Consider the following 22,583-nt stretch of genomic DNA (forward strand, 5'->3'; position numbering starts at 1 on the left):
TCACCAATCGGATGTAACCAGGCACATATGCCGATAAAAATCAGGGCACTAATTTTAATGGGCGAAAGGAAGAAACCGACGATTTCCAGCATTTTCCCCGGCTTAGCCAGCGTCGCGCCAGCAAGGCCAAAGAACGCGGCGGAAAATATAATCTTCTGCATCAGGGAACTAGCTGCGCCATCGGTGATGACTTCGTAGCTAATCGTCGCGGTGCGTGGCGTACCAAATAAAACCCCCAGCGTTAAAAAGCAAATGCCAATAAAAATCAGGCTCGGCCATTTGCCTAAGGGTTTCGTTAATTCCGCGATATCTCCGCCATTAATGGCAAGGGAAATAATCGCCAGCGCCGGGAACAGAACCGCTGTGATGATAAAGCCAAAGCCTGCATTAAAGGCGTTTGCGCCCGCCTGCATGCCGACCAGCGGCGGGAATATAATATTGCCTGCACCCAAAAAAAGCGCAAGGGTCATCCCGCCAAGAGCCATTGTCTCTGGCAATGAAAGTCTGGTGTTTGCTGTCATTATTAACTCTTATTTTATATAAACATCATGCTTTGGAAGGCGTGGTCATTATATGCCTGGTCACCGTTCCGGTCATACATCGTTATTACAACTGGAATATCCCTTCGATGGTCATACGAGCGAAGCCATGCAATTCCACGCGCCCGTCATCCCGAACTACACAGCGCAACGCCCCTTTACGCTTCCCGCCTTGTTGAGCGGTCAGGACATTTTTACCCGTACGCGCTGCCCAGAACGGGGCGAGGAAAGTGTGTGCCGACCCGGTGACGGGATCTTCGTTCACGCCGACCTGCGGGCCGAACCAACGGGACACAAAATCAAACTGGTTATCAGCGGCGGTCACGATCACCCCGCGGGTGTTGAATACCGCCAGCTTGTTGAAGTCAGGATTAAGCCCGTCGATGATGGTTTTGTCATCGACCAGTACAATCAGATCGTCCGATTTCCACACCCCGATAACACCGGCGGTAATGCCGAGGGCTGCCAGCAGCCCATCAGGAGTATCAATCTTCATGGCCGATTTAGCCGGGAAGTCCATGCAGAGTTCGTCCCCGTTCTTACTCACCGTCAACAGGCCGCTGCGGGTGTGGAAGCTGATAGTTTCTTGTTGGTAGCCAAGCTTGTTGAACAGCACCCAGGATGCAGCGAGAGTGGCATGACCGCACAAATCCACTTCAACCGCAGGCGTACACCAGCGCAGTTGATAACCCTCCTCGACCGGCACAAAAAACGCGGTTTCAGAAAGATTATTCTCCGTGGCGATGGCTTGCAGAACAGGGTCAGGCAGCCACTCAGTTAACGGACAAACGCCCGCCGGGTTGCCGCCAAAAGGTTGAGAGGTGAAAGCATCAACCTGATAAAAAGGAATTACTGTGGTGTCAGACTTTGTCATTTAATTTATCCAGATAGTTGTAAACGGTGTATCGGGTGACGCCCAGCGCTTTAGCGACATGATTAACGCTGCCTTTAATCTTGAAAAAGCCCTGAGCATGTATTTCAGAAATAACCCGTTTTCTGAAATCAATTTTATTTTCTGAACCCGTGGGTCTGTATTTCGAAATAACGTCATCCAGAGATTTATCCTGAATATCAGCTAGCGGATTATCCGGCGTTTCAGCCGCGGCGGCCGGATGGAGTAAATAGTCCAGGTCGCGTTTGAGTTTTGATACCACATCCATATCGACGTTAATGCAAAAAGCTACTAACGGCACGCCGTCCTTGCTGTAATAAATCGTCGATGCGCTATTCAATGTGGTGCCAGAGAGAGTGGTGGTGGTATATCCACTGAATACCTGACTGGAAACACGCTGCGAAGCATCCAGTAAACCTAAAAATCCCGTGTCATTTTCCGGGCCGGACAACAGCGCATCACCGGCTTTCCTGCCGCTGACGTGTCCATTAATGATGCTTATCACGGACGATTCGGGGCGGGTAAGGTCATGCAGAACTGCTTCTGTGTTTAAGGGAAGCGTGGTTCTCAATGCCTCAAGCGAAGCCGTCAAAATAGTGATTAAACGTTCACGTTCGTCTTTCATTTTGCTCTCTCCATCAGACAACGGCCTGGACTTCTATTTCGACGTCTAAATCAAATGCAAGGTGGCTGGTGACGACGCTCCTTGCGGGGAAACCTTCCGGGAAGAACGCGCTGTAAGCAACATTGAATTCGCTAAAGTGCTCCATGCTGCTTAACCAAACCTGGACTTTCACAATGTGGTTCAGCGTCGTATGCGCCCGCGCCAGAGTTTCCCGGATGGCGTGCATGATATGCCGGGTCTGCTGGGTGACAGATCCATACAACGGTTCACCTTCGGGGCTCATGGCGACATGGCCTGAAAGAAAAACAAACCCGTTCACCTGCACGGCGTCTGAAAAGGGAAAAGGCTTGGTCGTGGGGTAGCGTACGATAGACATGTGTCAGATTTGCCCTAAAGAAAGTGTAGTAGCACGGTAGCATGACTTAACTTTAAATTAAACAAAATTATTATTTTAAACATTTGTTGATTTCGTGGCTTTCATGTCTCTCCACTAACAGAGCATCGACAGATACTTTGTTGACGGGATGGGACATGCTCTGAACCGCGTTTAAGCACTATAGATCCCCGCCAACAACACCCGGCCATAAACGCCAAAAACAGTCTCGACATAGGCGCTCATCACCTGCATACCGTTCGTTGCGCCCCGCACCGGGCTGTACATCCAGGGTCTGATAACCGTTGACGAACCCTGTATCGAATGCGCGAGTTTGATACGCGGTTGTGGCGGTCGTGAGGTCACCAATCGGATGTAACCAGGCACATATGCCAATAAAAATCAGGCTCGACCATTTACACCACGTCCTAAGACTCTACCTTGAACCGGTGCGGTTAGCCTACGTTTTGTGGCTGTGAGGCCGCTAAATGCTTCATATGAAAGTTATACCTGTAACACCAGTTAGAAAGATGTGTGACAACTTTCTCAGTTATCAAATTACATAATCGCATAACAAAAAAAAGCAATACGCGCAAAAAGGAAGGGCTTATACAGTTAAATCCACATTAATACAGGGGGGACTGATCGTGAATCATGACAATAAGTTATCGGTGGCCGAGAAGTTAGGATACGGTATGGGGGATGCGGCCTGCGGGATTGTTTATTCATCCGTAACCATGTTTTTGACCTGGTTTTACACTGATATCTATGGACTTTCTGCCGCTGCGGTTGGCGTAATGTTTCTGGTGACGCGTGTGCTTGATGCCATTACCGACCCGCTGACCGGGATTGTGGCCGACCGGGTTAAAACCCGCTGGGGACATTTTCGTCCGTGGCTGATCTGGTTCGCCGTGCCTTACGCGGTGCTGGCGGTGATGACCTTCACCACTCCGGAATTTGGTGCGTCCGGCAAGCTTGTGTATGCCTACATCACCTACACCCTGCTGATGCTGTGTTATACCTTTATCAACATTCCGTATTGCGCCCTCGGCGGGGTGATTACCCGTGACGAGAAAGACCGTCTCTCCGCGCAATCTTATCGTTTTACGATCTCCTCGCTGGCCGGGCTGATGGTCTCGGTCGCAACGCTGTTTCTGGTCGATTATTTGGGCAAAGACGATAAACAATTTGGCTTCCAGGCGACAATGGGCATCATGGGGGCTATCGCCATCGCAATGCTAGCGTTCTGTTTCTTCACTACCAAAGAGCGCGTGGCCCCCATTGTTGAAAATCAGGGAGATGTGAAAGGAGATATTCGCCAGCTGCTGGCAAACGATCAGTGGCGGATTGTCACCATTATCACCTTCTTTTCCAGTATGGCCGGGGTGATGCGCAGCGCCGCAACGCTCTACTACGCCACTTATCTGATGATGGATGGCGTGTCGTCTGCTGCAGGTACGGCAATGAAATCCGCGTTTGTCTCCACAAGCGTCGTCGGCACCATTATTGGCAGTATCGCAGCGGGGTATCTGGCAAAACGTTACCGGGCCGTGTCGCTGTTTAAAAATATCAACCTGCTGCTGGTCGCCGTTGGTGTGGTGATGTTCTTTATTCCACCAACCTGGCTTGCGGTGGTGTTCCCACTCTATTTCCTGGTCGGCTTCTTCCATCAGATGTACCAGCCCTTTAAGTGGAACATGATGGCCAACGCCGCCGATTACGGTGAATGGAAATTTGGCCGCCGGATAACCGGGCTGTCCTATTCTGGCAACCTGTTTGCCCTCAAAATGGGAATGGCTGTCGCCGGAGCGCTGGTCGGTTTCTCCCTGGGAATCTTCGGTTATCAGTCCGGCGTGGCGGAACAGACGCCGATGGCGACCATGGGCATTATTGGCCTGCTGACACTCGGGCCATCGCTGTCCTACCTGGTTCTGTGGTGGTTGTCGCGCTTCTATAAACTTGATGACCAGACCATGGCCACTATCCAGCGCGACCTGTCGGCCCGACAAACGGCTGCAGCACCTGTTGATAACGCCACGCCAGAAGTGACGTGTGTGTCGCTGAACAAAGCCTGAGGAGGATGACGATGTATCACAACCCGATTATCTGCGCCGATTATTCCGACCCGGACGTCGTTCGCGTTGGTAATGATTTTTTTATGGTCGCCTCCAGCTTTAATCACATGCCGGGCTTGCCGCTGTTGCACTCGACGGATCTGGTGAACTGGACAATCATCAACCATGTTCTGCAAACGCTGCCGCTGCCTGGCTATGAGGAGGTCCAGCCGGGTAAGGGGGCCTGGGCGCCGTCGATTCGCTGGCATGATGAGAAGCTGTGGGTCTTTTTCAGCACCCCAGATGAAGGGATTTTTATGTCCTGGACGCAGGATCCCTGGGGGGAGTGGCAGCCTCCGCATTGCGTCAAAGCGGCCAAAGGCTGGATCGATCCCTGCCCATTCTGGGACGACGATGGCAAGGCCTGGCTGGTGCATGCCTTCGCCCACAGCCGCAGCGGCATCAAGCATAAGTTACAGTTGCTGCCGATGACGCCAGACGGCAAATCGGTCACCGGCGAAGGGCAAATTCTCTATGACGGAACCTGCGATTTACCGACTCTGGAAGGCCCGAAGGTCTATAAGCGCAACGACTGGTATTACATCTTCGCCCCAGCCGGAGGCGTGGAGTCAGGCTGGCAAACCGTGTTGCGCGCCCGGGACATGCAGGGCCCATGGCAGACGCGTAATGTGCTTTTTCAGGGCGATACGCCGGTTAACGGGCCGCATCAAGGGGGCTGGGTAGAGGGCGAGCAGGGGGAATGCTGGTTTGTCCATTTCCAGGATGCCCATATCTATGGCCGCATCGTTCATCTGCAACCGATGTTCTGGGGAGATGATGACTGGCCGCGCATCGGCGAGCAGATCGGGGAGACGGGTGTCGGACAGCCAGTATCTCAGTGCCCGTCTCCTTCGGGATTGCTCGCTGCTGAGCACGGTGGCCCACAAACCAGCGATGACTTTCACCACGGTGTACCCGGTTTACAGTGGCAATGGCAGGCCAACCCGCAGCCACAGTGGCGTAAAGCGGGCAGTGGTGGACTTCATCTCACCTTCCAGCCCGTGCGGCGCGAGGCGCTTTACTGGTCGCCCAATCTGCTGCTGCAAAAATTCCCCGCCAGGACATTCAGCGCACAAACGGCATTGCAGCTTGATACCGCACGGTCGGGAGATGCCGGCGGCCTGATCGTGTATGGCGAGCGCTACGCGGCATTATTGCTTGAACACGGCGATAATGCCTGCCGTTTGCTGTGGGTGTGCGGCTGGATGAGCGATAGCGGTCAGGTACGGGAAGAGACTGAGTGTATAACCCTGCTTGCCGGTTCACAGTGCCAGTTGCGCGTCGAAGTGGGTGCCGGCGGCATTTGCCGTTTTAGCTGGCGGAGCGACGGCGAAGAATGGCAGAGTTGTCCCCGCACCTTTGCCGCCGGAAAAGGCAAATGGGTGGGTGCTAAACTGGGGCTGGCGGCCCTAAACCTGCACGGCCAGGCAAGCGAAGGCAGCTGTCTGTTTTCCTCTTTTACAGTGAACGTCCCGTAATGCGTAATCCCCGCGTCGACGGCGCGGGGTATTGATTAACCCCAGTCTAGCCCCCACGGTGAGCTTGAAAACCGGCTTCTCGCAGCAGGGTAAAGGACGGCATCTGGCACACCGGTGTATCGGTAAACCTCATCCGGCATGTTCAACGGTGTTATCTGCTCCACCATTTCGGCCAGGGTCGGCCGGGATGCTGCTGGCCGGTGCTATGGATGTGGGTTTTTCTACCATGACGCGATGGGTAAACCAGTCGGAGCGATGTTCTACAGTGACCAGAGTAGCCACTCTACAAGCAGGCAGTTCCGGCAGTTACTGTGGCGTTGCCGGATCAGGCAGAGTATCAGCCGATGTGGAAACGGTTGGGACAACAGCCCGATGAAATGCTTCTTCCAGAGTCTGAAAAACAGTGGGTGCCAGCGACAAGTTATATAAACTTTAGCGAAGCTGCTCATGCGATCACAGACTATATCGTCGGGTATTACAGCTCGCTAAGGGCGCATGACTATAACGGAGGGTTACCCCCAAACGAATCGGAAAGCCGATACAGGAAAAACTCTAAAGCGGTGGTCAGTTTTAGTTGACCACATCATATCGAGCGAAAATTTTAGAAGATGAGATCGCTTTTCTAACCTAAATGGAGCGAGACAAACCTTTTCTTACTGATGTTAATGTTTTTACGAGGAGCCGTCCCTGGCACTCAGTTTCTCGCGAGTTGGACCTTGAAAGTAGATACTACCTATATGGCAACTACGCGGTTGAGCGAGCACAAAACGAATTGTTTCCCAGACTGAGCGTCCATTTAATAAACGTTCCCCCATTCTGGATTGACTATCAACAAACGTATCTAACCCTGTAAGTTCGAAATCCGGTGGATACAACCCGGTCACACGTATATTTTCTTCGGACAACTGGTGTGACAGTTTAGTTGTGAATCCGCTAAGCCCGTGTTTGCTGGCAAAAAAAGCGGGATGCGCAATTGAATCCGTAAAATTCGGAATCCCACATGAAGATATTATTGAGACGACATCCGCGCTTTCTGAACGTCTTAACCCAGGCAACAATGCATGAGTCAGTAGAATCGCACCTGTCAGGCCTGAACTGATGGTATTGATAATTTCTGCGTCTGGTTGATCGTCTAACGTTCCTGACAGCCACTGGGCGGCATTGAGGATTAAAATATCGATGGGCTTGTCTGAAGTTAACAACTGTGAAGAAAACTGCGAAAGGGATTCAGGCTGGGTTAAATCACAGATATATCCTTTTGCAATCCCGCCTTCAGCCGCGATGATACTGCAGGTTTTTTGAATATCATCAGCACGCCGCGCGCAAAAATCCACCTCAACGCCTTCTCGCGCCAGCCACACGCACAGCGCCTGACCAAATCCTCCGCCTCCACCCGTAATTACGGCTCTTTTACCTCTTAGCATCTTCATCCATCCTTTTCTTTATGACTATGTGTGGATATAGATATACATGAGGAGGTGGATTGGCATCTTTCAATTAGTGCCATTTTTACATGAGGAATAGGGTCAGGGGACTTGCAAAGCCAGCATCTGGCGCGGAGCGGACTGAGCGTTAGGTTATTATATTCTCTGCAAGGATGTGTATGCGCTATACACCAATTTTAATTGTGCTATTTAGTCAGTAAATTTGTTTAGAATACCATTCCTCTTCTGTTTATAAAGACAAGAAGAGGGATGTGCTAATCATTTAAATATCAGTAGCCTGCAGCCCTGTTGGCTTCTTTGATGCGATTGTTTCTTGCGTCTTTATCTTGTTGGTCTTTTGCCTGCATTATCCCACTTGCAGCATCCACCCAATCATTTGCGGTACAACCTGATAATACCATACTCAACATTAATGCAAACGCATACTTCATTTTAACTCCATCATTCATTATTGTATAAATAGCGTCTGTGTAATGCTCAATGTATTTAACGCTAATGCGGTTAATTTAACAAATAATCATATCTCAGGCAAGGTGAGGATTTCGAACCCGTACATGTAATGGGTAATTCATAATGATTAGTTGAAATAATTGAAGGTGCAGGGTAGAAATAACGCTGCATAAAAAAACGACATATTGTATTGAGTGGATTATTAAACAGCGAATTAATTAGCCTCTGTGACAGTGGTTACCTTTACGTGTCAACGCGTGGCTGCGCCACTCCCGGCGATTGTCATTCGTCGGGAGCTATCTTTAATTATCGAACCTGTAGTGCTTCGAGTTCAGAACACCGGCAAACCCAGTCCTTGCTTTACTTCTTTTAATGTCTGCTGCGTGACCTCGTGCGCCTCTTCGCTTCCTTTTTTGAGCATCGCCATCAGCATACCTTTATCCTGGATGTAGGTTGCCCGCCGCTCGCGCATCGGGGCGATAAGCTCCTGCAAGCACATCTCCAGCTCGTTTTTGCATGTCCGGTCACCCAGCCCGCCGCGCTGATAATGTGCTTTCATCTCCGCCACTTTTGCTTTATCCGGATGAAAAGCATCGAGGTAAGTAAATACCATATTGCCGTCAATCTGCCCCGGATCGGACACTTTTAGATGATTGGGATCGGTGTACATTGCGCTGACCGCATGATGAATAGCCTCTTCGCTGGCAGACAGGAGTAGTGTGTTGCCGAGCGATTTTGACATTTTGGCATTACCGTCGATCCCTGGAAGACGGCTGGTCTCACTCAGTAGCGCTTTACAATGCGACAAGACAGAGGTCGGTAACAGACTATTCATCTTATGCACGATCTCATTGGTCTGTTCGATCATGGGCAACTGATCGTCGCCGACGGGAACCACCTCGGCTTTGAAGGCGGTAATATCTGCCGCCTGGCTGATGGGATAAACCAGAAAGCCAACCGGTAACGAGCGGGCAAATCCTTTCTGCGCAATTTCGTTTTTGACCGTAGGATTTCGCTCCACGCGAGCCACGGTAACGATGTTCATATAAAGCGCGGTCAGCTCAGCGAGGGCGGGCAGGGCCGACTGCAGACAAAGGGTGGTGAGTGACGGGTCGATTCCTGCGGCGAGGTAATCAGCCAGCACTTCGGGAATATTGTTGCGGATCTTTTGTGGTGTGCTGCCGTTATCGGTCAGCCCTTGCAGGTCAGCAACCAATATATACTGCTGATAATCATGTTGCAGCGTGGCGCGCTGGCGCAGAGAGCCAACATAGTGGCCGAGATGCAGCGGGCCAGTGGGACGATCGCCAGTGAGGATGATAGTTTTGTTGTTCATGTAAGACTCCTTAATCAAAAAACCGAAAGGGGTCTTTAAATGCAAATAACCGCCTTTCGGCGGTTATTTAAAATGGGGAAAACACATTCTGACCGCCTTTAAGAAGGCAGCCACCACAGGTTGTGATTAAACGCGGTGATATCGTGTTTTGTGTTCATCCAGTCAACATATCACCGCCTGGCGCAGAGGTAAAGCAATGCGCGGCGTACTGACGTATCTTAGCTCGCTTCCAGCATGCCAAAGCTCACGATGCGCGAACGGCCTAACTCTTTCGCGCGATACAGCGCCACGTCTGCGGCGCGCAGAAGATTGTCGCTCTGGGCGTGCTGCGGATAGCTGGCAACGCCGATAGAGACATCAACGTGACCAATCTCTGAGAGTCCAAAGCGCAGCGACAGTTCGTGTACACCATTATAAATATCTGTCGCAAAGCGGTTGGCGGCCTGCTCATCCGTATTGGCCAGCAACACCAGAAACTCTTCACCGCCGTAGCGGAAGGCCATGCCGCTGTCATGGACAACGCGCTGAATAGCGGTGGCGATACTTTTTATCACGCTATCGCCCGCCTCATGGCCAAAGCGGTCGTTAATATTTTTGAAATGATCGATATCGATCATCAGGCAACTGATTGGCTCTTTGTTACGCACTGCCTGGCTCATCTGGGTGCGCAGCGTATCTTCCAGATGATGACGGTTGCGCAGGCCGGTTAGCGGGTCGTAGAGTGCTTTCTCCAGCAGCGCATCACGCAGGCGCTGGTTGGCTAACGCCAGACCGAGTGCTTCCGCCATCAGTTCCAGATACGCGCGAGAGGGAGCGGAATCATTGCTGAGGTTCTGGAATGAGAGCAGGCCGATGGCTTCACCCTGGGCAATCAGTGGCACGCACAGGGTATGCTGCTGGCATGATTCCGGTAGATGGTAGCAGGCGATATCGGGTTCGCCTTGCACCGGTGGATGGCTCTGACCGCGGCGCACTGCCCAGCATTCGTCCGGGTGGAAAGCATCCGCTTTGCCCTGCGGTGAAAGCCATTGCGCAACGCAGCGCATTTGCCAGGGCTCTCGATCCAGTATGTAAAGCCGCCCGGCAATACCGGGAGCAACATTCGGCGCAAACAGCTCTGCCACATTAATGACATCGGCAAAATTCTCGCAGCCTTGCAAACGTTGAGTCATACGTGCGAGCAGCTCGCGGATTGCCCAGTCGGCGTCTCGTTCTTTCTCCAGTCGCTGACGTGCCAGGCCGTTCTCGCGAAAAATGCGGATCGCCTGCGCCATATCGCCGATTTCGTCGATCTGATTAAAGCTGGGTGTCTCAACGGCGTAATCCTGCGACGCCAGACGGTTAACCACATCGCTCAAACGCACCACGGGACGCAGTACGCGGCGTTTTAAAATAAAGCCGAGAACGAACAAAAATAGCAGCGCCGTCAGCCCGACCATCACTTCAGAAGCCGTACGTAGCGTGCGCGATGTCTGAGTGGCATCTTCAATGGTGTTGCGTACGCGGCTGTCGAGTAACTGACGGAAATGATCTATCCGGTCCTGGGCTCGCTCCAGTTCCTGTTCATAGGATTTGCCATACAGCAGGGCGATGGCCTGCGACTCTTCTCCGCGCGCGACGCTGGCAAGCGCCGTAGCTTGCTCATCCTGTAGGGTATCAACAATCTGCAGCCCTTCATGCAATAGCGCCAGCTCTTCATCCGTCGCTCCAATGTCTTTTAGTTTCGACAGCCGCTGTTCAACGGCTTTCAGCGACGCTTCTTTCTGGCGGTAGGCGTTAAGCGCTTCCGGGTCTTTTGCAATAACATATTCGCGTGCCAGACTGGACAGCGACCAGGCATCGAGCTCGACTTCTTCGGTCAGTTGATCGAATTGATAACGCTGCTCCACCACCTGGCGTTCGGTGTTATCGGCGCTGGAGGCCATCAACATGACAACGCCGGAGGCAATGGTCAGACACACCGTCGCGCTGTAGGCCCAGTTGGTGATTGTGGCAATTCGCACTGATTAGTTCCTTCTGCGACGATTAATGAATAAGCATGATTGAAATTATAGGAAACGTATGATTTTGCGTGAAAATAAAAAAGGCGGTCTCAGGACCGCCTTCTGTTATCGTCCTGCCATCATAAATCTGGAGGATTTTTTCCTTCTTCCATAAAGGCTTCGTCGATTCCTTCCACGTTACCTTCATGATCGCGCCCGGAAAACAGGTTCCAACAGGTAATGAACAGTGCGGCAATCAGGGGGCCAATCACAAAGCCGTTAATGCCGTAGATCTCCATTCCGCCGAGAGTGGAAATCAGAATCAGATAATCCGGCATTTTGGTGTCTTTACCCACCAGCAGCGGGCGCAGGATATTGTCCACCAGCCCGACGATAATCACGAAGAAGCCAACGATAAACAGCCCTTGCCACAGCTGGTGCGTGGCGAAGAGGAATATTGCCGCAGGTACCCAGACGATCGCTGAGCCGACCGCGGGCACGAGGGAGAGAAACGCCATCAGCGCGCCCCACAGGACGCTGCCGTCGATGTCGACAATTGCAAACGCGATGCCGCCAAGAATACCCTGAACCAACGCCACGACCGCTGTGCCCTTGACCGTTGCCCGCGTCACGCCGACGAATTTGGCAAACAGGTGCTGTTTAGCAAAATCAGAAAGCGGTAATGAGTCCAGAATCTGGCGCACCAGGTACGGCCCGTCCTTCAGTAAGAAAAACAGCAGATACAGCATGATGCCAAAGCTAATAGCAAAGCCGAATGTCCCTTTACCAATCAGGAACGCGCTGCCGGCGAGGTACTGTCCACCCTGCAGTACAACGTCGGACAGTTTTTTCTGGATCTGCGCGACGTTATCCAGATTATGTTCTGCGAGGAATCCTCTGGCCCAGTCAGGAAGATACGAAATAATGGCGGTGACCACTTCCGGGAACTGAGTGTCGTTTTGTTGTAATTTGGCATACACCACGTTCAGCTCAATAGCCAACGAGGAGAAGATCACCATCAGTGGGATAAAAACAATCAGACAGATGATGCCGATGGTGAGCAGTGACGCCAGCCCGTTACGTTCGCCAAGCGCGCTGCGCAGTCTGTTTTTCACCGGGTTAAAGATGGTGGTTAAGATTGCGGCCCACAAAATGGCAGAGAAATAGGGAGACAACACATCGAAGAACGCCCAGGTCACGAGGGCAAGTATGAAAATGAAGAAACCTTTAGTCAGTCCGTTAAATCGCATTAGTGAACCCTGTAATGAGAAGCAGTCCCGACTATAGAACCGTTCAGGGGAATTACCAACTTTCGCTGCGCATATTTACTTAAATTGGTTAACCTGTTTTTCGTAGGGAGCCTGCGACAGATAAATAACGTACGCTATGATTTATTAGTGAAACAGTCATACTTTTCTTCCCGAAAAAGGGCGTCAAAAAAGAGGGGGCGTTATGAACACTCAACCTGTCATCGGGATTAGTGGATGTTTAACCGGCTCAGCCGTGCGATTTGACGGCGGGCATAAACGGATGGGATTTGTGATGGACGAGCTGGCTCAGTGGGTGACTTTTAAACCTGTCTGCCCGGAGATGTCCATCGGTTTGCCTGTACCACGCCCCGCGTTGCGTTTGGTTCAAACCGCCCAGGGGAATATCCGCATGTGTTTTAGCCATGCGCCTGGTGAGGATGTAACCGATAAAATGTCCGATTTCACCGCTTCATATATCAATGGGCTTGGCGGTCTGTCGGGTTTTATCGTCTGTGCTAAATCACCGAGCTGCGGAATGGAGAGAGTGAGGCTGTATGACGAAAAGGGAAATCGTGGGCGAAAAGAGGGAACCGGTCTGTTTACCGGCACATTAATGGAAACCTACCCGTGGTTGCCGGTCGAAGAAGATGGCCGCTTGCACGATCCGGTGCTGAGGGAGAATTTTGTTGAGCGAGTGTTTGCGTTACATGAGCTTAATATGCTGCGAGCCTCTGGTCTTACTCGCCACGGTTTACTCAACTTCCACAGTCGCTATAAGCTCCAGCTTTTGGCTCATCACCAGGCGGGTTACCGGGATATTGGCCCTTTTGTCGCCTCGCTCCATCAGTGGGATGATTTGGACGCTTTTTTCGTGGTATATCGCGAAAAGCTAATGGCGATCCTCAAAAAGCCCGCCTCACGGAAAAATCATACCAACGTACTGATGCATATTCAGGGCTACTTCCGCGATCGGTTGAACACCCGCCAGCGCGGAGAGTTGCGTGACGTTATCCTCAACTATAGCGGCGGACTGCTGCCAATATTGGCGCCACTGACTCTGCTCAAGCACTACCTTGCTGAATACCCAGACAGCTATTTGCTTACCCAGAACTATTTTGATCCTTATCCGAAGGATTTAGCCCTACGGTTAATGATTAATTAGCCTGATGGCGAGTAAATCTGGGGCAGAAATATCCGTTGTTCGCGAAGGTTATCCCTGCCGTTTTCTGATGCGTTTAAGCAGGGATAACTTTCACGGTGTGTAATCGATGAGAAAATGCGGCCCTGCACCCACGGGCAAATGTGCCGACCGCGATTTAACCGTTTCTGATTTCTTCATCGATACAAGGCTGAGGTTTGCCAAACAGATATCCTTGCGCGAAATCGCAGCCCAGAGCCTGAAGTCTTGTCAGCTGCTCCTGCGTTTCAACACCTTCTGCAACAGCTTTCATATTGAGAGATTTCGCCATGCCCGTGATCAGTTTGATGATAGTCAGGGCGTCTTCCTGCGTAGATATCGAATGCACAAAGGACTTGTCTATTTTGATTTTATCGAAGGCCAGTCTGCTGAGGCGCGAAAGAGAAGAGTATCCGGTACCAAAATCATCGATGGAGATTTTTACCCCCAGGGCCCGGAGCTTATTAAGCGTATTTATCGGCGTAGCACTCTCGGTAAAGAGAGAGGATTCAGTCACTTCCAGTTCGAGGCGGTCAGGTGGAAGTCCAGTTTCTTTCAGAATGGTTAACACGATTCCTGCAAAGGCCTTGCTGATTAGCTGGACAGGGGAGACATTGACTGAAATTTTAGCCGGAACCGCCCAACCCGCGGCTTCCCTGCAGGCAATTTCCAGTACCGCTTTCCCCATCTCATTAATCATCCCTGTTTTTTCAGCAACAGGAATAAAGCTATCCGGCGACAGGAGGCCCTTGAGAGGATGGATCCAACGAATAAGCGCCTCATAGCTGTATATTTTCTGACTGAAAGAATCGACAATAGGCTGGTAATACACCACGAACTCTTTGTTCACTATTGCTAATGCCATATCATGCTCAAGCGTTCTGCTTTCCTGCAATTTTTCTAACATTCGTTGCCGGAAGACTTTTATCTTGCCAGAGCCTTCATTTTTGGCTTCATAAAGGGCCAGATCGGCAAATTTATAAAGATAGTCAGAGCGACGCTCATTTTCTGAGATAACAATGCCAACACAGGTGGTTATGTTGATAATTGTGTTGTAAATAGTGTAGGGCTGGCTGATAAACTCACATATTTTCTGGGCTCGCGAAACGGCCCGACTTTCTGTCAGACCACTTGAGAGAAACGCAAACTCATCCCCGCCTAAGCGATACAGCGTATCCGACGTAAGGCTTGTCGAAATCAGGCGATCCGATATCTGGCGCAGTAACATATCACCGGCATCATGACCATATGTATCATTGACCTCTTTGAATCGATCTAAATCAAACAACATCACCGTCACAGCATCGTTATTTTTCTCTGCCATTTCGATTGTTTTATTTAAATCGCTCCAGAATAACTGGCGGTTATTCATCTCGGTGAGCGAGTCATGGTAGACGTCATATTCCAGTTTGGCATTCTGAATTTGTAGCTTTTCCTTCGATTTCTGCAGTTCTTCGGCAAGACTCTTGACCTGAAGGTGCGCCCGCAGAATATTTCTGTTTTGATAAAAAATGAGCACGCCCAGAATCGCACTCAGTATTATTAGCAGTACAGATGTCGTTGAGTAAATATAGTACAGCGTTTGAATTTTTTGGTTGGCGTTATTAATCGAGTTTACATCTTTGTTTAATGCGCCGGATGAAAGACGCCCAAGTTGTGCATCCAGGGTATGCATTTTTTTCAGATACGCCTGGAGTGCTGGACGGTTCATTTTCTCGAGATTATCATCCAGATAACTAAGGATATTTTCAAGTGTTACCGCTAGCTCACGGTGGGCAATATTGCTTTCTATGTAGCGCCCCAAATCACCTTCTTTTATCAAATCACTCTGGCTGAGCATAATGTCGAGACGCATGCGTACATCATCAAGATTCATCGTATCATCGATAGTGTAAAGACCAAGCAACGATTCAAATCGGTAATATTGTGATACCAACTGAGCGGCAGACCAGGAATCGGTGTAGTGAGTCAGTTTCTGTAGCTCTTGTTGCCTTTCATGTACGAGGAAAGAGATATATCCGGTCGATATAAAAAGAAAAAAGATGATGCCAGCCAGTATTCTGTTCATGATGTTCCTCTGAACGCTTACTCAATATCCATACTACTGACCTGCCATGCAGACCTTGAATAATAAATCTGATTATTTAGTTCCGGCATGCTGTCATAGGGGTACACAATGAATAATGGGCCCTTATCACGGATGCGCATATATTTTCCGTTGATTTTTAAAGCAAGGATGGCATTGTATTTTTTGAAATCACTGAGAGGGATAACGGTGGTGTAGTCATTAAGCGCAGTAACCTTTACAACGGAGCCGCTCGCTCCAACATAATCCATGAGTTTTTGTAGTGGAATACCCGTAAAGGTCGTACGTCCATTATACCAGGGGGAGGTGGTCTGAAAACTTACCATGCCCAGCTTCTCAAGGCTGGCGGTATCAAAAACCGCTTTCCCGTCTTCATTTGTATTTTCAATATTACCGGATAACGTTAAAAGAACTTTACCGGTGGGCCTGGAAAGTTCACCCGCCCAAAGCTGGGTGGAGAGCACAACGCTTACCAACATGACTATTAACCGCATTCTAACCTCACCAATCAGCCGGATGTAAAAGAATTATAATTTAGATATCACGCTATTTATATATTCCGCCTGTCTATTATTGATGATGTGAAGTTGTTTGTATTTTAATTTATTTAAATCAATGAGTTACCATGATTAATGGTTATGAATATTTATTAAATCAGGCGAAGTCTGTTATTAGCGGACGGTGATTTTTGTTGTGTCTGTACAAAAAACACTCACTCTGTGGTTGTTAAAAAATCACACGATCATAAAGGTTTATTTTTTTTGTGCAGCGACAGGGAATCGTTGTTTTATCGGCGGGTAACCTTGTTGAATAAATCAAACTTTTGCCTATTCCCGGGATTAGATTCCACAGGCGTAGCAGACGTTCAAAAATAGTCAATTATCAGGAATTCAAAATATGCAAAATCACCTACGGGATCGTCAGCAACTTAATGAACTTATCAATGGCTGGATGCACCGCGATTGGGGGAATATGCCGCGCTGGCTTGCTGCATGAGCCAGGCGGATATACCTTGCTGAGCGCCGCATAACCGGGCTTATTCGCCAGCCTGAGCCGACTGGCGGGCATACAGATACGCGGTTGCTCTGGAGACGCCCAGATGCTGCGCCACTGTGTCCATAGATTTTCGTACGTTCAGCAAACCGTCTTTGCGTAATTGTTGAATCAGTCGTTTACGGTCTTCAGGTTTCAGGGCGCGGGCCGTCGTTGCGCATTTAGCGGCAAAGTCATCGATACGCTGGCGGATGACTTCGTTACTGCCGGGATCGATATGTTCCTTAATGGGAGAGTCCGCGGTTTCAGTAAAACGCGCAAGGGCACTCTGCATGCCACGAAACAGCGTCATATCCACGTTCAGACAGAGTGCTGCTACGTATTTGCCTTCGTCATCCTTGATGCCGATGGAGGTACTTTTCACCGGGCGGCCATCGGCAAACTGGTTGCTGTAGTTGGCTATAATGCTGGGAAATTCAGGCGATGCGATTCGCGCCAGACCCAGTTCTGTTGCCGGTTGGCCGGGTTCTCGCCCGGACAGGTTATTATGGATGGATAAAATGGCATGTTCAGGATTTTTGAGATCATGAACCACCACTTCGCAAAACGGAGAGAAGGTCTCGCTCAAGCCCCTGGCGATAGTGTCAATTTGGCTGAGAAGTGAGTTGTTATCGGTTTTTGGCATGCCAGTCTCCTGCGGTGATGCCTGTTGCCATGATTGCGGGCAGTTTACAGTGAGCAGGGTTCGCTTTTCCAGACGCGAGTGTTCAGACGGTAATAAGGTATCCGCATGGCAGATACCTTCTTGATTACCCGGCAAGGAATTCACTGTAGCGGCTGATATCCACGTTCCCACCGCTGATGATAATGCCGATTTTTTTGCCGCGAAGTTCAGCTTTGCGTGCTCTGGCGGCGGCAAAACCCAGACAGCCAGTCGGCTCCACGACAATTTTCATTCGCTCAGCGATAAATTTCATCGAGGCGACTAATTCATCGTCTGAGACAGTCAGAATATCGTGCACATTTCGCTGGATAATCGGAAACGTAATATTCCCGAGATGTTGGGTCTGAGCACCGTCAGCAATGGTTTTCGGCGTATCGATATGAACAATCTTTCCGCTGCGAAACGATTGTTGACCATCGTTTCCTGCCTCCGGCTCGACACCATAGATGATGCAGTCAGGTGACAGATGTCTGGCTGCCAGTGAGGAGCCCGAAAGCAGGCCGCCACCGCCCAGACACACGAAAAGAACGTCTAGCTGACCCACTTCTTCAATCAGCTCTTTTGTGGCGGTACCCTGGCCCGCAATCACGTGCGGATGGTCGTATGGCGGGATCAGCGTCAATCCTTGTTTCTCTGCCAGCTCCCGTCCGATTTTTTCACGATCTTCGGTATAGCGATCGTAAATCACCACATTTCCACCATAGCCTTTTGTGGCTGCAACTTTAGCCGCCGGGGCATCATGCGGCATGATAATCGTCGCCGGGATCCCCAACAATTTTGCCGACAGGGCAATGGCCTGTGCATGGTTGCCGGACGAAAAGGTGACGACGCCCGCAGCGCGTTGTTCTGGCGTGAACTGGCGTAACGCATTCATGGCTCCGCGAAATTTAAACGCGCCCATTCTCTGGAAGTTTTCGCACTTGAAGAAAACTTCAGCACCAAATTCGTCATTAACCGTTCGGGAGGTCATCACCGGCGTTTTGTTGGCATAGTCGGCGATGCGCTCTGCCGCGGCGGCAACATCGTTATAATCAGGCAGTGTCATTTCAGTCATTGTTGTTCACCTGTATGTCGTTAAACGTCATGCTTGTGGGGCCAGGGCAATAGCTTCAACTTCCAGCGCGAAACCATAATGAAGTTCTGCAACGCCCGCTACCGCGCGGGAGGGCCGGAAATCACCGATCCACTCCCCATAGATTTTGTTAAACGTTGGCCATTGGTTGATATCTGTCACATAGACGCGTACTGACACCAGGTGCTGTCGAGAAACCCCTGCGCCAGCCAGGCAGGCATCAATATTCTGCAGTACCAGCCGCGTCTGCTCTTCAAAAGAGGCCTCGGTTTTTTTTTCGCCATCACTCGTGACCGGCAACTGACCAGAAATGAAGACGAATCCGCCAGCCGTTGTACTGTGTGAGTAATGACCTGCAGGCGGAAAACCTCCTGCAGATGAGTTCAATGTAATGTCCACGGACATAAGAGAATCTCCTGTAGTTATTGATAATTCATTTTGTATAAAATAATACTGTTTGTATTATTTTATACGCTTTCATACCGCGTTCGGCTAGTGATAGTTTTCACAGGTGATGATTTTGTGAACTAAGGCAAACGTGACCCACGTTATATAGCTATCCTGGCGCGGTGAAAGAGGGGGAACGCTTTTGATGAGGGTAAAGCAGGGGAGTGAAGAAGCGCCCCGGGGCGGGGCGTTAAAGCCAAAAATTAGCCGATATGGCCGTGGTTAATCTTACTTAACGGCTCATTAATATCGAAGATTTTGCACGTCACGTCTTCCACTCCCAGGTGCTTCAGGCGGGCCGTGTGTTTTTTGATATAGGCCAGAGCGCTGTCTTCATCCTGAAACAGGTAGATGCCACCCGCTTCGTGGTTTGCTGCGTTCTCGGTCCAGATTTTCCAGATGAAACCCGGCTCCTGGTTGATGGATTCGGCCAGTTCAACAAGTTGATGTGACATCTCAGCGCCAAACGGACCAGGAAAATCAAAGTGTATCTGCACGAGTTTGTTCGCCATAAATCCTCCATGGATTGGTTAATTCGGGTAAGGCTACTAGCGTAACAGCACTTTACCCGTCAGATAAGTTACTGCTTGTCCACCGATATAAACACGTGTTCCTGTCAGTTGGCAGCGTAAATCGCCGCCGCGTTCAGAGACCTGTCGCGCCAGCATCTGCGTTTTATTCAGTTTTGCAGCCCAGTAAGGAATCAGCATGCTATGCGTCGAACCGGTGACCGGGTCTTCTGCGACTGCTTCACCCGGGCAGAAGAAACGGCTGACGAAATCGTATTCCCCGTCACCCGGCGCGGTGATACATACCATTTTCCCGAGGGGAATCATGGCGTGGATATTCGGGCGCACAGCCTCAACCTGCTGTTGATTCTCCATCACGACCATGTAATCGCGCGCGACGCGCACTTCTTTATATTCGGTGATGCCCAATGTTTCCAGCAGTAAGGTGGGCGGTTCGGCAGGTTCGCTTTGCCAGGCAGGAAAATCAAGCGTCAGCCAATCACCGCTGCGCGTGACCGTCAGTGGACCCACAAAACGGGTGGCAAAATGGATGGTCGCTTCCGGGTAATCCAGATGTTCAAAGATGACATGTGCGGCGGCAAGCGTGGCGTGCCCACACAGATTAATTTCGCCTTGCGTGGTAAACCAACGCAGCTCGAAGCCATTCTCATTGGCGACAAAAAAAGCGGTTTCCGACTGGTTATGCTGCTGCGACATTTTTAATAATATTTCATCGGGCAACCAGTCATCGAGCGGGCATACTGCTGCGGCATTACCGCCAAACGTCGTAGTGGTAAAGGCATCTACCATGTAGAAATCGATTTGTTGCACGGTGTAACCCTCTCATCGCACTCAGGATATCCCACACTCTATCATGCAATGATTGTCATTGGTTAAGCGCCCTGATTCGCCAGTGTGGTAAAAATTCGCTATCATCCGTTTCCACACTTCATCCTGGCCGCTCATGTCTACGATCCTCGATACCTTTATTGCCCCGCCTTGTCATGAGGAGATAGCGATCCTCTATCAGGACGAGCATCTGGTGCTTATCAATAAACCCACCGGACTGCTTAGTTTGTCGGGGAAAAACCCGCAGAATCTCGATTCGGTACATCACCGGCTGGTACAGATTTACCCCGGCTGTACGCTGGTACATCGGCTTGATTTTGGGACGTCAGGGCTGATGGTGATTGCCCGTAACAAGGCTATCAACGCCGCGCTTTGCCAGCAGTTCAGTCAGCGCGCGGTAAGCAAGGTGTATAGTGCGTTGTTGTGCGGGCATCTGAAAAACGATGAAGGCGTTATAGACGCAGCGATTGCCAAAGACCCGGCGCTGTTTCCACGGATGTCGATTTGCGCCATTAACGGTAAACCCGCGCGCTCGCGCTATCAGGTTATTGAGCGTTTTCATCATCGCCAGCAAGATGGGACGTTACTCGCTTTGACGCGGGTACGGCTGACGCCTGAAACCGGGCGTACCCACCAGTTGCGGATCCACTGTCAGCAGTTGGGGCATCCCATTTTGGGGTGCGATTTATATGGTGGGCGTCTGCTGCCAGGCACCGAACGGACGTCGAGACTGATGCTGCATGCCAGTGAACTGCATTTCAGGCATCCGGTCAGTCAGGAATGGATGACGGCCCAAAACGCCAGCCCGTTTTGAGGATATAAAAAAGCCGCCAGATGGCGGCTATTTGGGGATTATCGTGCGGCGCGTTGTAAAATAACCGCTGACGGCTGGCGCTGCAGAAAACGCATCCGCAGCATCATCAACACTGCCGCAGAGGTCAGGCCGATAATAAAGCCCATCCAAAATCCTGCCGGTCCCATCCGGTCAACCACCAGATCGGTCAGCGCCAGAATATAACCGCTCGGCAGACCCAGTACCCAGTATGCCGTAAAGGTAATAAAGAAAATGGAACGCGTATCTTTATAACCACGTAGGATACCGCTGCCAATAACCTGGATAGAGTCCGATATTTGATACACCGCGGCCAGTAACATGAGCTGCGCTGCCAGAGCGACAACTTCCGGGTTATTGTTGTAGAGCAGGGCAATGTGCTCACGGAATGTTACGGTGAAAATCGCCGTCACAACCGCCATGCAGACGCCGACGCCCAGACCTGTTCTGGCTGCGGTTTGCGCATCCAGCGTGGAACCCTGGCCCAGACGATAACCGACTCGAATGGTGACGGCTGCAGCCAGAGACATCGGCAGGACGAACATTAACGAGCTGAAGTTGAGCGCGATCTGGTGTCCGGCCACGTCGACAATCCCCAGCGGGGAAACCAGCAGCGCCACCACAGCAAACAGCGTCACTTCGAAAAATAACGCCAGCGCGATAGGTAAACCCAGCTGTACCAGGCGCTTCATTACGGCGGTGTCCGGTTTCTGGAAACCACGCTCATTACGGATATCACGCATCGAGCGTGCGCGTTTAACGTATGACAGCATGGCGATAAACATCACCCAGTAAACCGCCGCCGTTGCCACGCCGCAGCCCACGCCGCCAAGTTCCGGCATGCCAAAATGCCCATAAATGAAAACATAGTTAACAGGAATGTTCACCAGCAGGCCGAGAAATCCCATCACCATCGCCGGTTTGGTTTTGGCCAGACCTTCACACTGGTTACGGGCTACCTGGAAGAACAAATACCCCGGCGCGCCCCACAGCAACGCACGCAGGTAGCCGACGGCTTTATCCGCCAGCGCCGGGTCGATGTTATGCATGGAGCGAATAATGTATCCCGCGTTCCAGAGCACGATCATAATCAGAATGGAGACGCTGCCCGCCAGCCAGAAACCCTGGCGTATTTGATGGGCGATACGATCGCGGCGCCCGGAACCATTGAGTTGCGCAATCACTGGCGTCAAGGCCAGCAGCAGTCCGTGACCAAACAAAATGGCCGGCAGCCAGATAGATGTGCCAATGGCGACGGCCGCCATGTCCGTGGCGCTGTATCCGCCCGCCATGACGGTATCAACGAATCCCATTGCGGTTTGAGCGATTTGCGCAAGAATCACCGGAATTGCCAGAGCTAATAACTGACGCGCTTCACTTACATACTTTTGCACGTGTACACCACTATAT

Annotated in this window: 23 protein-coding genes and 1 pseudogene; 5 read left to right on the forward strand and 19 right to left on the reverse strand. The window is 50.8% G+C overall.

From position 1 onward, the window contains the following. The 5 genes from OGV65_RS08385 to OGV65_RS08405 all read right to left on the reverse strand — a co-directional run. On the reverse strand, positions 1-521 hold a 521-nt coding region (locus tag OGV65_RS08385; RefSeq protein ID WP_286454850.1), incomplete at its 3' end, for a branched-chain amino acid transport system II carrier protein. Positions 522-606: 85 nt separating this feature from the next. Continuing rightward, positions 607-1,413, reverse strand: a complete 807-nt coding sequence (locus tag OGV65_RS08390; RefSeq protein WP_279264967.1) for a PhzF family phenazine biosynthesis protein — start codon at positions 1,411-1,413, stop codon at positions 607-609. After that, the gene (locus tag OGV65_RS08395) at positions 1,400-2,056 is read right to left on the reverse strand and encodes a helix-turn-helix transcriptional regulator (RefSeq protein ID WP_279264966.1); all 657 of its coding nucleotides are present in this window, start codon (positions 2,054-2,056) and stop codon (positions 1,400-1,402) included. Before OGV65_RS08395 ends, OGV65_RS08390 begins: the two co-directional genes overlap by 14 nt. A 13-nt stretch (positions 2,057-2,069) precedes the next feature. Beyond that, on the reverse strand, positions 2,070-2,432 hold the full coding sequence (locus OGV65_RS08400; protein ID WP_032947028.1) for a RidA family protein: 363 nt from the start codon (positions 2,430-2,432) through the stop codon (positions 2,070-2,072). 178 nt (positions 2,433-2,610) lie between these two features. Beyond that, positions 2,611-2,835 (reverse strand): branched-chain amino acid transport system II carrier protein, encoded by a 225-nt coding sequence (locus OGV65_RS08405; RefSeq protein WP_227021119.1) that lies wholly within the window; start codon positions 2,833-2,835, stop codon positions 2,611-2,613. Between the two features lie 241 nt (positions 2,836-3,076). Between OGV65_RS08405 and OGV65_RS08410 the strand changes: the two genes are divergently transcribed. Then, positions 3,077-4,504: a glycoside-pentoside-hexuronide (GPH):cation symporter gene (locus OGV65_RS08410; RefSeq protein ID WP_279264965.1), complete on the forward strand. Its 1,428-nt coding sequence runs from the start codon at positions 3,077-3,079 to the stop codon at positions 4,502-4,504. A gap of 5 nt (positions 4,505-4,509) precedes the next feature. Then, a complete protein-coding gene (locus OGV65_RS08415; protein ID WP_279264964.1) occupies positions 4,510-6,021 on the forward strand; it encodes a glycoside hydrolase family 43 protein in 1,512 nt (503 codons plus the stop codon). Positions 6,022-6,150: 129 nt separating this feature from the next. On the opposite strand, the gene OGV65_RS08420 is transcribed toward OGV65_RS08415, so the two are convergent. Continuing rightward, entirely contained in the window at positions 6,151-6,303 is a 153-nt protein-coding gene (locus tag OGV65_RS08420) for a hypothetical protein (RefSeq protein ID WP_200080049.1), read from the reverse strand. Between OGV65_RS08420 and OGV65_RS08425 the strand changes: the two are divergent. Continuing rightward, a pseudogene (locus OGV65_RS08425) lies at positions 6,250-6,599 on the forward strand (IS3 family transposase); the annotation flags it as partial. The gene OGV65_RS08420 and the pseudogene OGV65_RS08425 overlap by 54 nt on opposite strands. 93 nt (positions 6,600-6,692) lie before the next feature. Here OGV65_RS08425 and OGV65_RS08430 read toward each other — a convergent pair. The 5 genes from OGV65_RS08430 to OGV65_RS08450 all read right to left on the reverse strand — a co-directional run bounded on the left by OGV65_RS08430 (position 6,693) and on the right by OGV65_RS08450 (position 12,484). Then, the gene (locus OGV65_RS08430) at positions 6,693-7,445 is read right to left on the reverse strand and encodes an SDR family oxidoreductase (protein WP_153690398.1); all 753 of its coding nucleotides are present in this window, start codon (positions 7,443-7,445) and stop codon (positions 6,693-6,695) included. Between the two features lie 290 nt (positions 7,446-7,735). Continuing rightward, complete coding sequence (locus OGV65_RS08435; protein WP_181012492.1) at positions 7,736-7,897, reverse strand: hypothetical protein; 162 nt, start codon at positions 7,895-7,897, stop codon at positions 7,736-7,738. Positions 7,898-8,247: 350 nt separating this feature from the next. Continuing rightward, entirely contained in the window at positions 8,248-9,252 is a 1,005-nt protein-coding gene (gene trpS, locus OGV65_RS08440) for a tryptophan--tRNA ligase (RefSeq protein ID WP_279264963.1), read from the reverse strand. 218 nt (positions 9,253-9,470) lie between these two features. After that, on the reverse strand, positions 9,471-11,255 hold the full coding sequence (locus OGV65_RS08445) for a sensor domain-containing diguanylate cyclase (protein WP_279264962.1): 1,785 nt from the start codon (positions 11,253-11,255) through the stop codon (positions 9,471-9,473). A gap of 119 nt (positions 11,256-11,374) precedes the next feature. Beyond that, positions 11,375-12,484, reverse strand: coding sequence for an AI-2E family transporter (locus tag OGV65_RS08450; protein ID WP_016156415.1), 1,110 nt, complete (start codon positions 12,482-12,484; stop codon positions 11,375-11,377). 202 nt (positions 12,485-12,686) lie between these two features. Here OGV65_RS08450 and OGV65_RS08455 point away from each other — a divergent pair, with 202 nt between their 5' ends. Continuing rightward, positions 12,687-13,646: a YbgA family protein gene (locus OGV65_RS08455; RefSeq protein ID WP_016156416.1), complete on the forward strand. Its 960-nt coding sequence runs from the start codon at positions 12,687-12,689 to the stop codon at positions 13,644-13,646. A 154-nt stretch (positions 13,647-13,800) separates the two neighbouring features. Here OGV65_RS08455 and OGV65_RS08460 read toward each other — a convergent pair whose 3' ends face one another. From OGV65_RS08460 to OGV65_RS08490, 7 genes are all read right to left on the reverse strand, one after another. Continuing rightward, the gene (locus tag OGV65_RS08460) at positions 13,801-15,729 is read right to left on the reverse strand and encodes a putative bifunctional diguanylate cyclase/phosphodiesterase (protein ID WP_286454851.1); all 1,929 of its coding nucleotides are present in this window, start codon (positions 15,727-15,729) and stop codon (positions 13,801-13,803) included. A gap of 17 nt (positions 15,730-15,746) precedes the next feature. Then, positions 15,747-16,241, reverse strand: a complete 495-nt coding sequence (locus tag OGV65_RS08465; protein ID WP_016152974.1) for a putative pterin-binding protein — start codon at positions 16,239-16,241, stop codon at positions 15,747-15,749. Positions 16,242-16,783: 542 nt separating this feature from the next. Continuing rightward, entirely contained in the window at positions 16,784-17,425 is a 642-nt protein-coding gene (locus OGV65_RS08470) for a helix-turn-helix transcriptional regulator (protein WP_016152975.1), read from the reverse strand. A 124-nt stretch (positions 17,426-17,549) separates the two neighbouring features. Continuing rightward, positions 17,550-18,518, reverse strand: coding sequence for a threo-3-hydroxy-L-aspartate ammonia-lyase (locus OGV65_RS08475; protein WP_016156418.1), 969 nt, complete (start codon positions 18,516-18,518; stop codon positions 17,550-17,552). Between the two features lie 27 nt (positions 18,519-18,545). Next, on the reverse strand, positions 18,546-18,941 hold the full coding sequence (locus OGV65_RS08480; protein ID WP_019076721.1) for a RidA family protein: 396 nt from the start codon (positions 18,939-18,941) through the stop codon (positions 18,546-18,548). A 245-nt stretch (positions 18,942-19,186) separates the two neighbouring features. Further along, on the reverse strand, positions 19,187-19,495 hold the full coding sequence (locus OGV65_RS08485) for a monooxygenase (RefSeq protein ID WP_016152978.1): 309 nt from the start codon (positions 19,493-19,495) through the stop codon (positions 19,187-19,189). Positions 19,496-19,531: 36 nt separating this feature from the next. Then, a complete protein-coding gene (locus OGV65_RS08490; RefSeq protein WP_181628686.1) occupies positions 19,532-20,323 on the reverse strand; it encodes a PhzF family phenazine biosynthesis protein in 792 nt (263 codons plus the stop codon). A gap of 133 nt (positions 20,324-20,456) precedes the next feature. Between OGV65_RS08490 and OGV65_RS08495 the strand changes: the two genes are divergently transcribed. Beyond that, positions 20,457-21,155 (forward strand): RluA family pseudouridine synthase, encoded by a 699-nt coding sequence (locus OGV65_RS08495; RefSeq protein ID WP_049281610.1) that lies wholly within the window; start codon positions 20,457-20,459, stop codon positions 21,153-21,155. 38 nt (positions 21,156-21,193) lie between these two features. Here the strand turns inward: OGV65_RS08495 and mdtK are convergent, their stop codons facing one another. Then, positions 21,194-22,567: a multidrug efflux MATE transporter MdtK gene (gene mdtK, locus OGV65_RS08500; protein ID WP_016152981.1), complete on the reverse strand. Its 1,374-nt coding sequence runs from the start codon at positions 22,565-22,567 to the stop codon at positions 21,194-21,196. Positions 22,568-22,583: the final 16 nt, after the last annotated feature.

This window comes from Citrobacter sp. Cb004, assembly GCF_030337065.1.
GTDB classification, from domain to species: domain Bacteria; phylum Pseudomonadota; class Gammaproteobacteria; order Enterobacterales; family Enterobacteriaceae; genus Citrobacter; species Citrobacter braakii.

Coding starts and splice junctions, on each gene's coding strand:
- OGV65_RS08390 (WP_279264967.1), bottom strand. CDS start 1,413: ATGACAAAGTCTGACACCACAGTAATTCCTTTTTATCAGGTTGATGCT.
- OGV65_RS08395 (WP_279264966.1), bottom strand. CDS start 2,056: ATGAAAGACGAACGTGAACGTTTAATCACTATTTTGACGGCTTCGCTT.
- OGV65_RS08400 (WP_032947028.1), bottom strand. CDS start 2,432: ATGTCTATCGTACGCTACCCCACGACCAAGCCTTTTCCCTTTTCAGAC.
- OGV65_RS08415 (WP_279264964.1), top strand. CDS start 4,510: ATGACGATGTATCACAACCCGATTATCTGCGCCGATTATTCCGACCCG.
- OGV65_RS08430 (WP_153690398.1), bottom strand. CDS start 7,445: ATGCTAAGAGGTAAAAGAGCCGTAATTACGGGTGGAGGCGGAGGATTT.
- OGV65_RS08435 (WP_181012492.1), bottom strand. CDS start 7,897: ATGAAGTATGCGTTTGCATTAATGTTGAGTATGGTATTATCAGGTTGT.
- trpS (WP_279264963.1), bottom strand. CDS start 9,252: ATGAACAACAAAACTATCATCCTCACTGGCGATCGTCCCACTGGCCCG.
- OGV65_RS08450 (WP_016156415.1), bottom strand. CDS start 12,484: ATGCGATTTAACGGACTGACTAAAGGTTTCTTCATTTTCATACTTGCC.
- OGV65_RS08455 (WP_016156416.1), top strand. CDS start 12,687: ATGAACACTCAACCTGTCATCGGGATTAGTGGATGTTTAACCGGCTCA.
- OGV65_RS08460 (WP_286454851.1), bottom strand. CDS start 15,729: ATGAACAGAATACTGGCTGGCATCATCTTTTTTCTTTTTATATCGACC.
- OGV65_RS08465 (WP_016152974.1), bottom strand. CDS start 16,241: ATGCGGTTAATAGTCATGTTGGTAAGCGTTGTGCTCTCCACCCAGCTT.
- OGV65_RS08470 (WP_016152975.1), bottom strand. CDS start 17,425: ATGCCAAAAACCGATAACAACTCACTTCTCAGCCAAATTGACACTATC.
- OGV65_RS08475 (WP_016156418.1), bottom strand. CDS start 18,518: ATGACTGAAATGACACTGCCTGATTATAACGATGTTGCCGCCGCGGCA.
- OGV65_RS08480 (WP_019076721.1), bottom strand. CDS start 18,941: ATGTCCGTGGACATTACATTGAACTCATCTGCAGGAGGTTTTCCGCCT.
- OGV65_RS08485 (WP_016152978.1), bottom strand. CDS start 19,495: ATGGCGAACAAACTCGTGCAGATACACTTTGATTTTCCTGGTCCGTTT.
- OGV65_RS08495 (WP_049281610.1), top strand. CDS start 20,457: ATGTCTACGATCCTCGATACCTTTATTGCCCCGCCTTGTCATGAGGAG.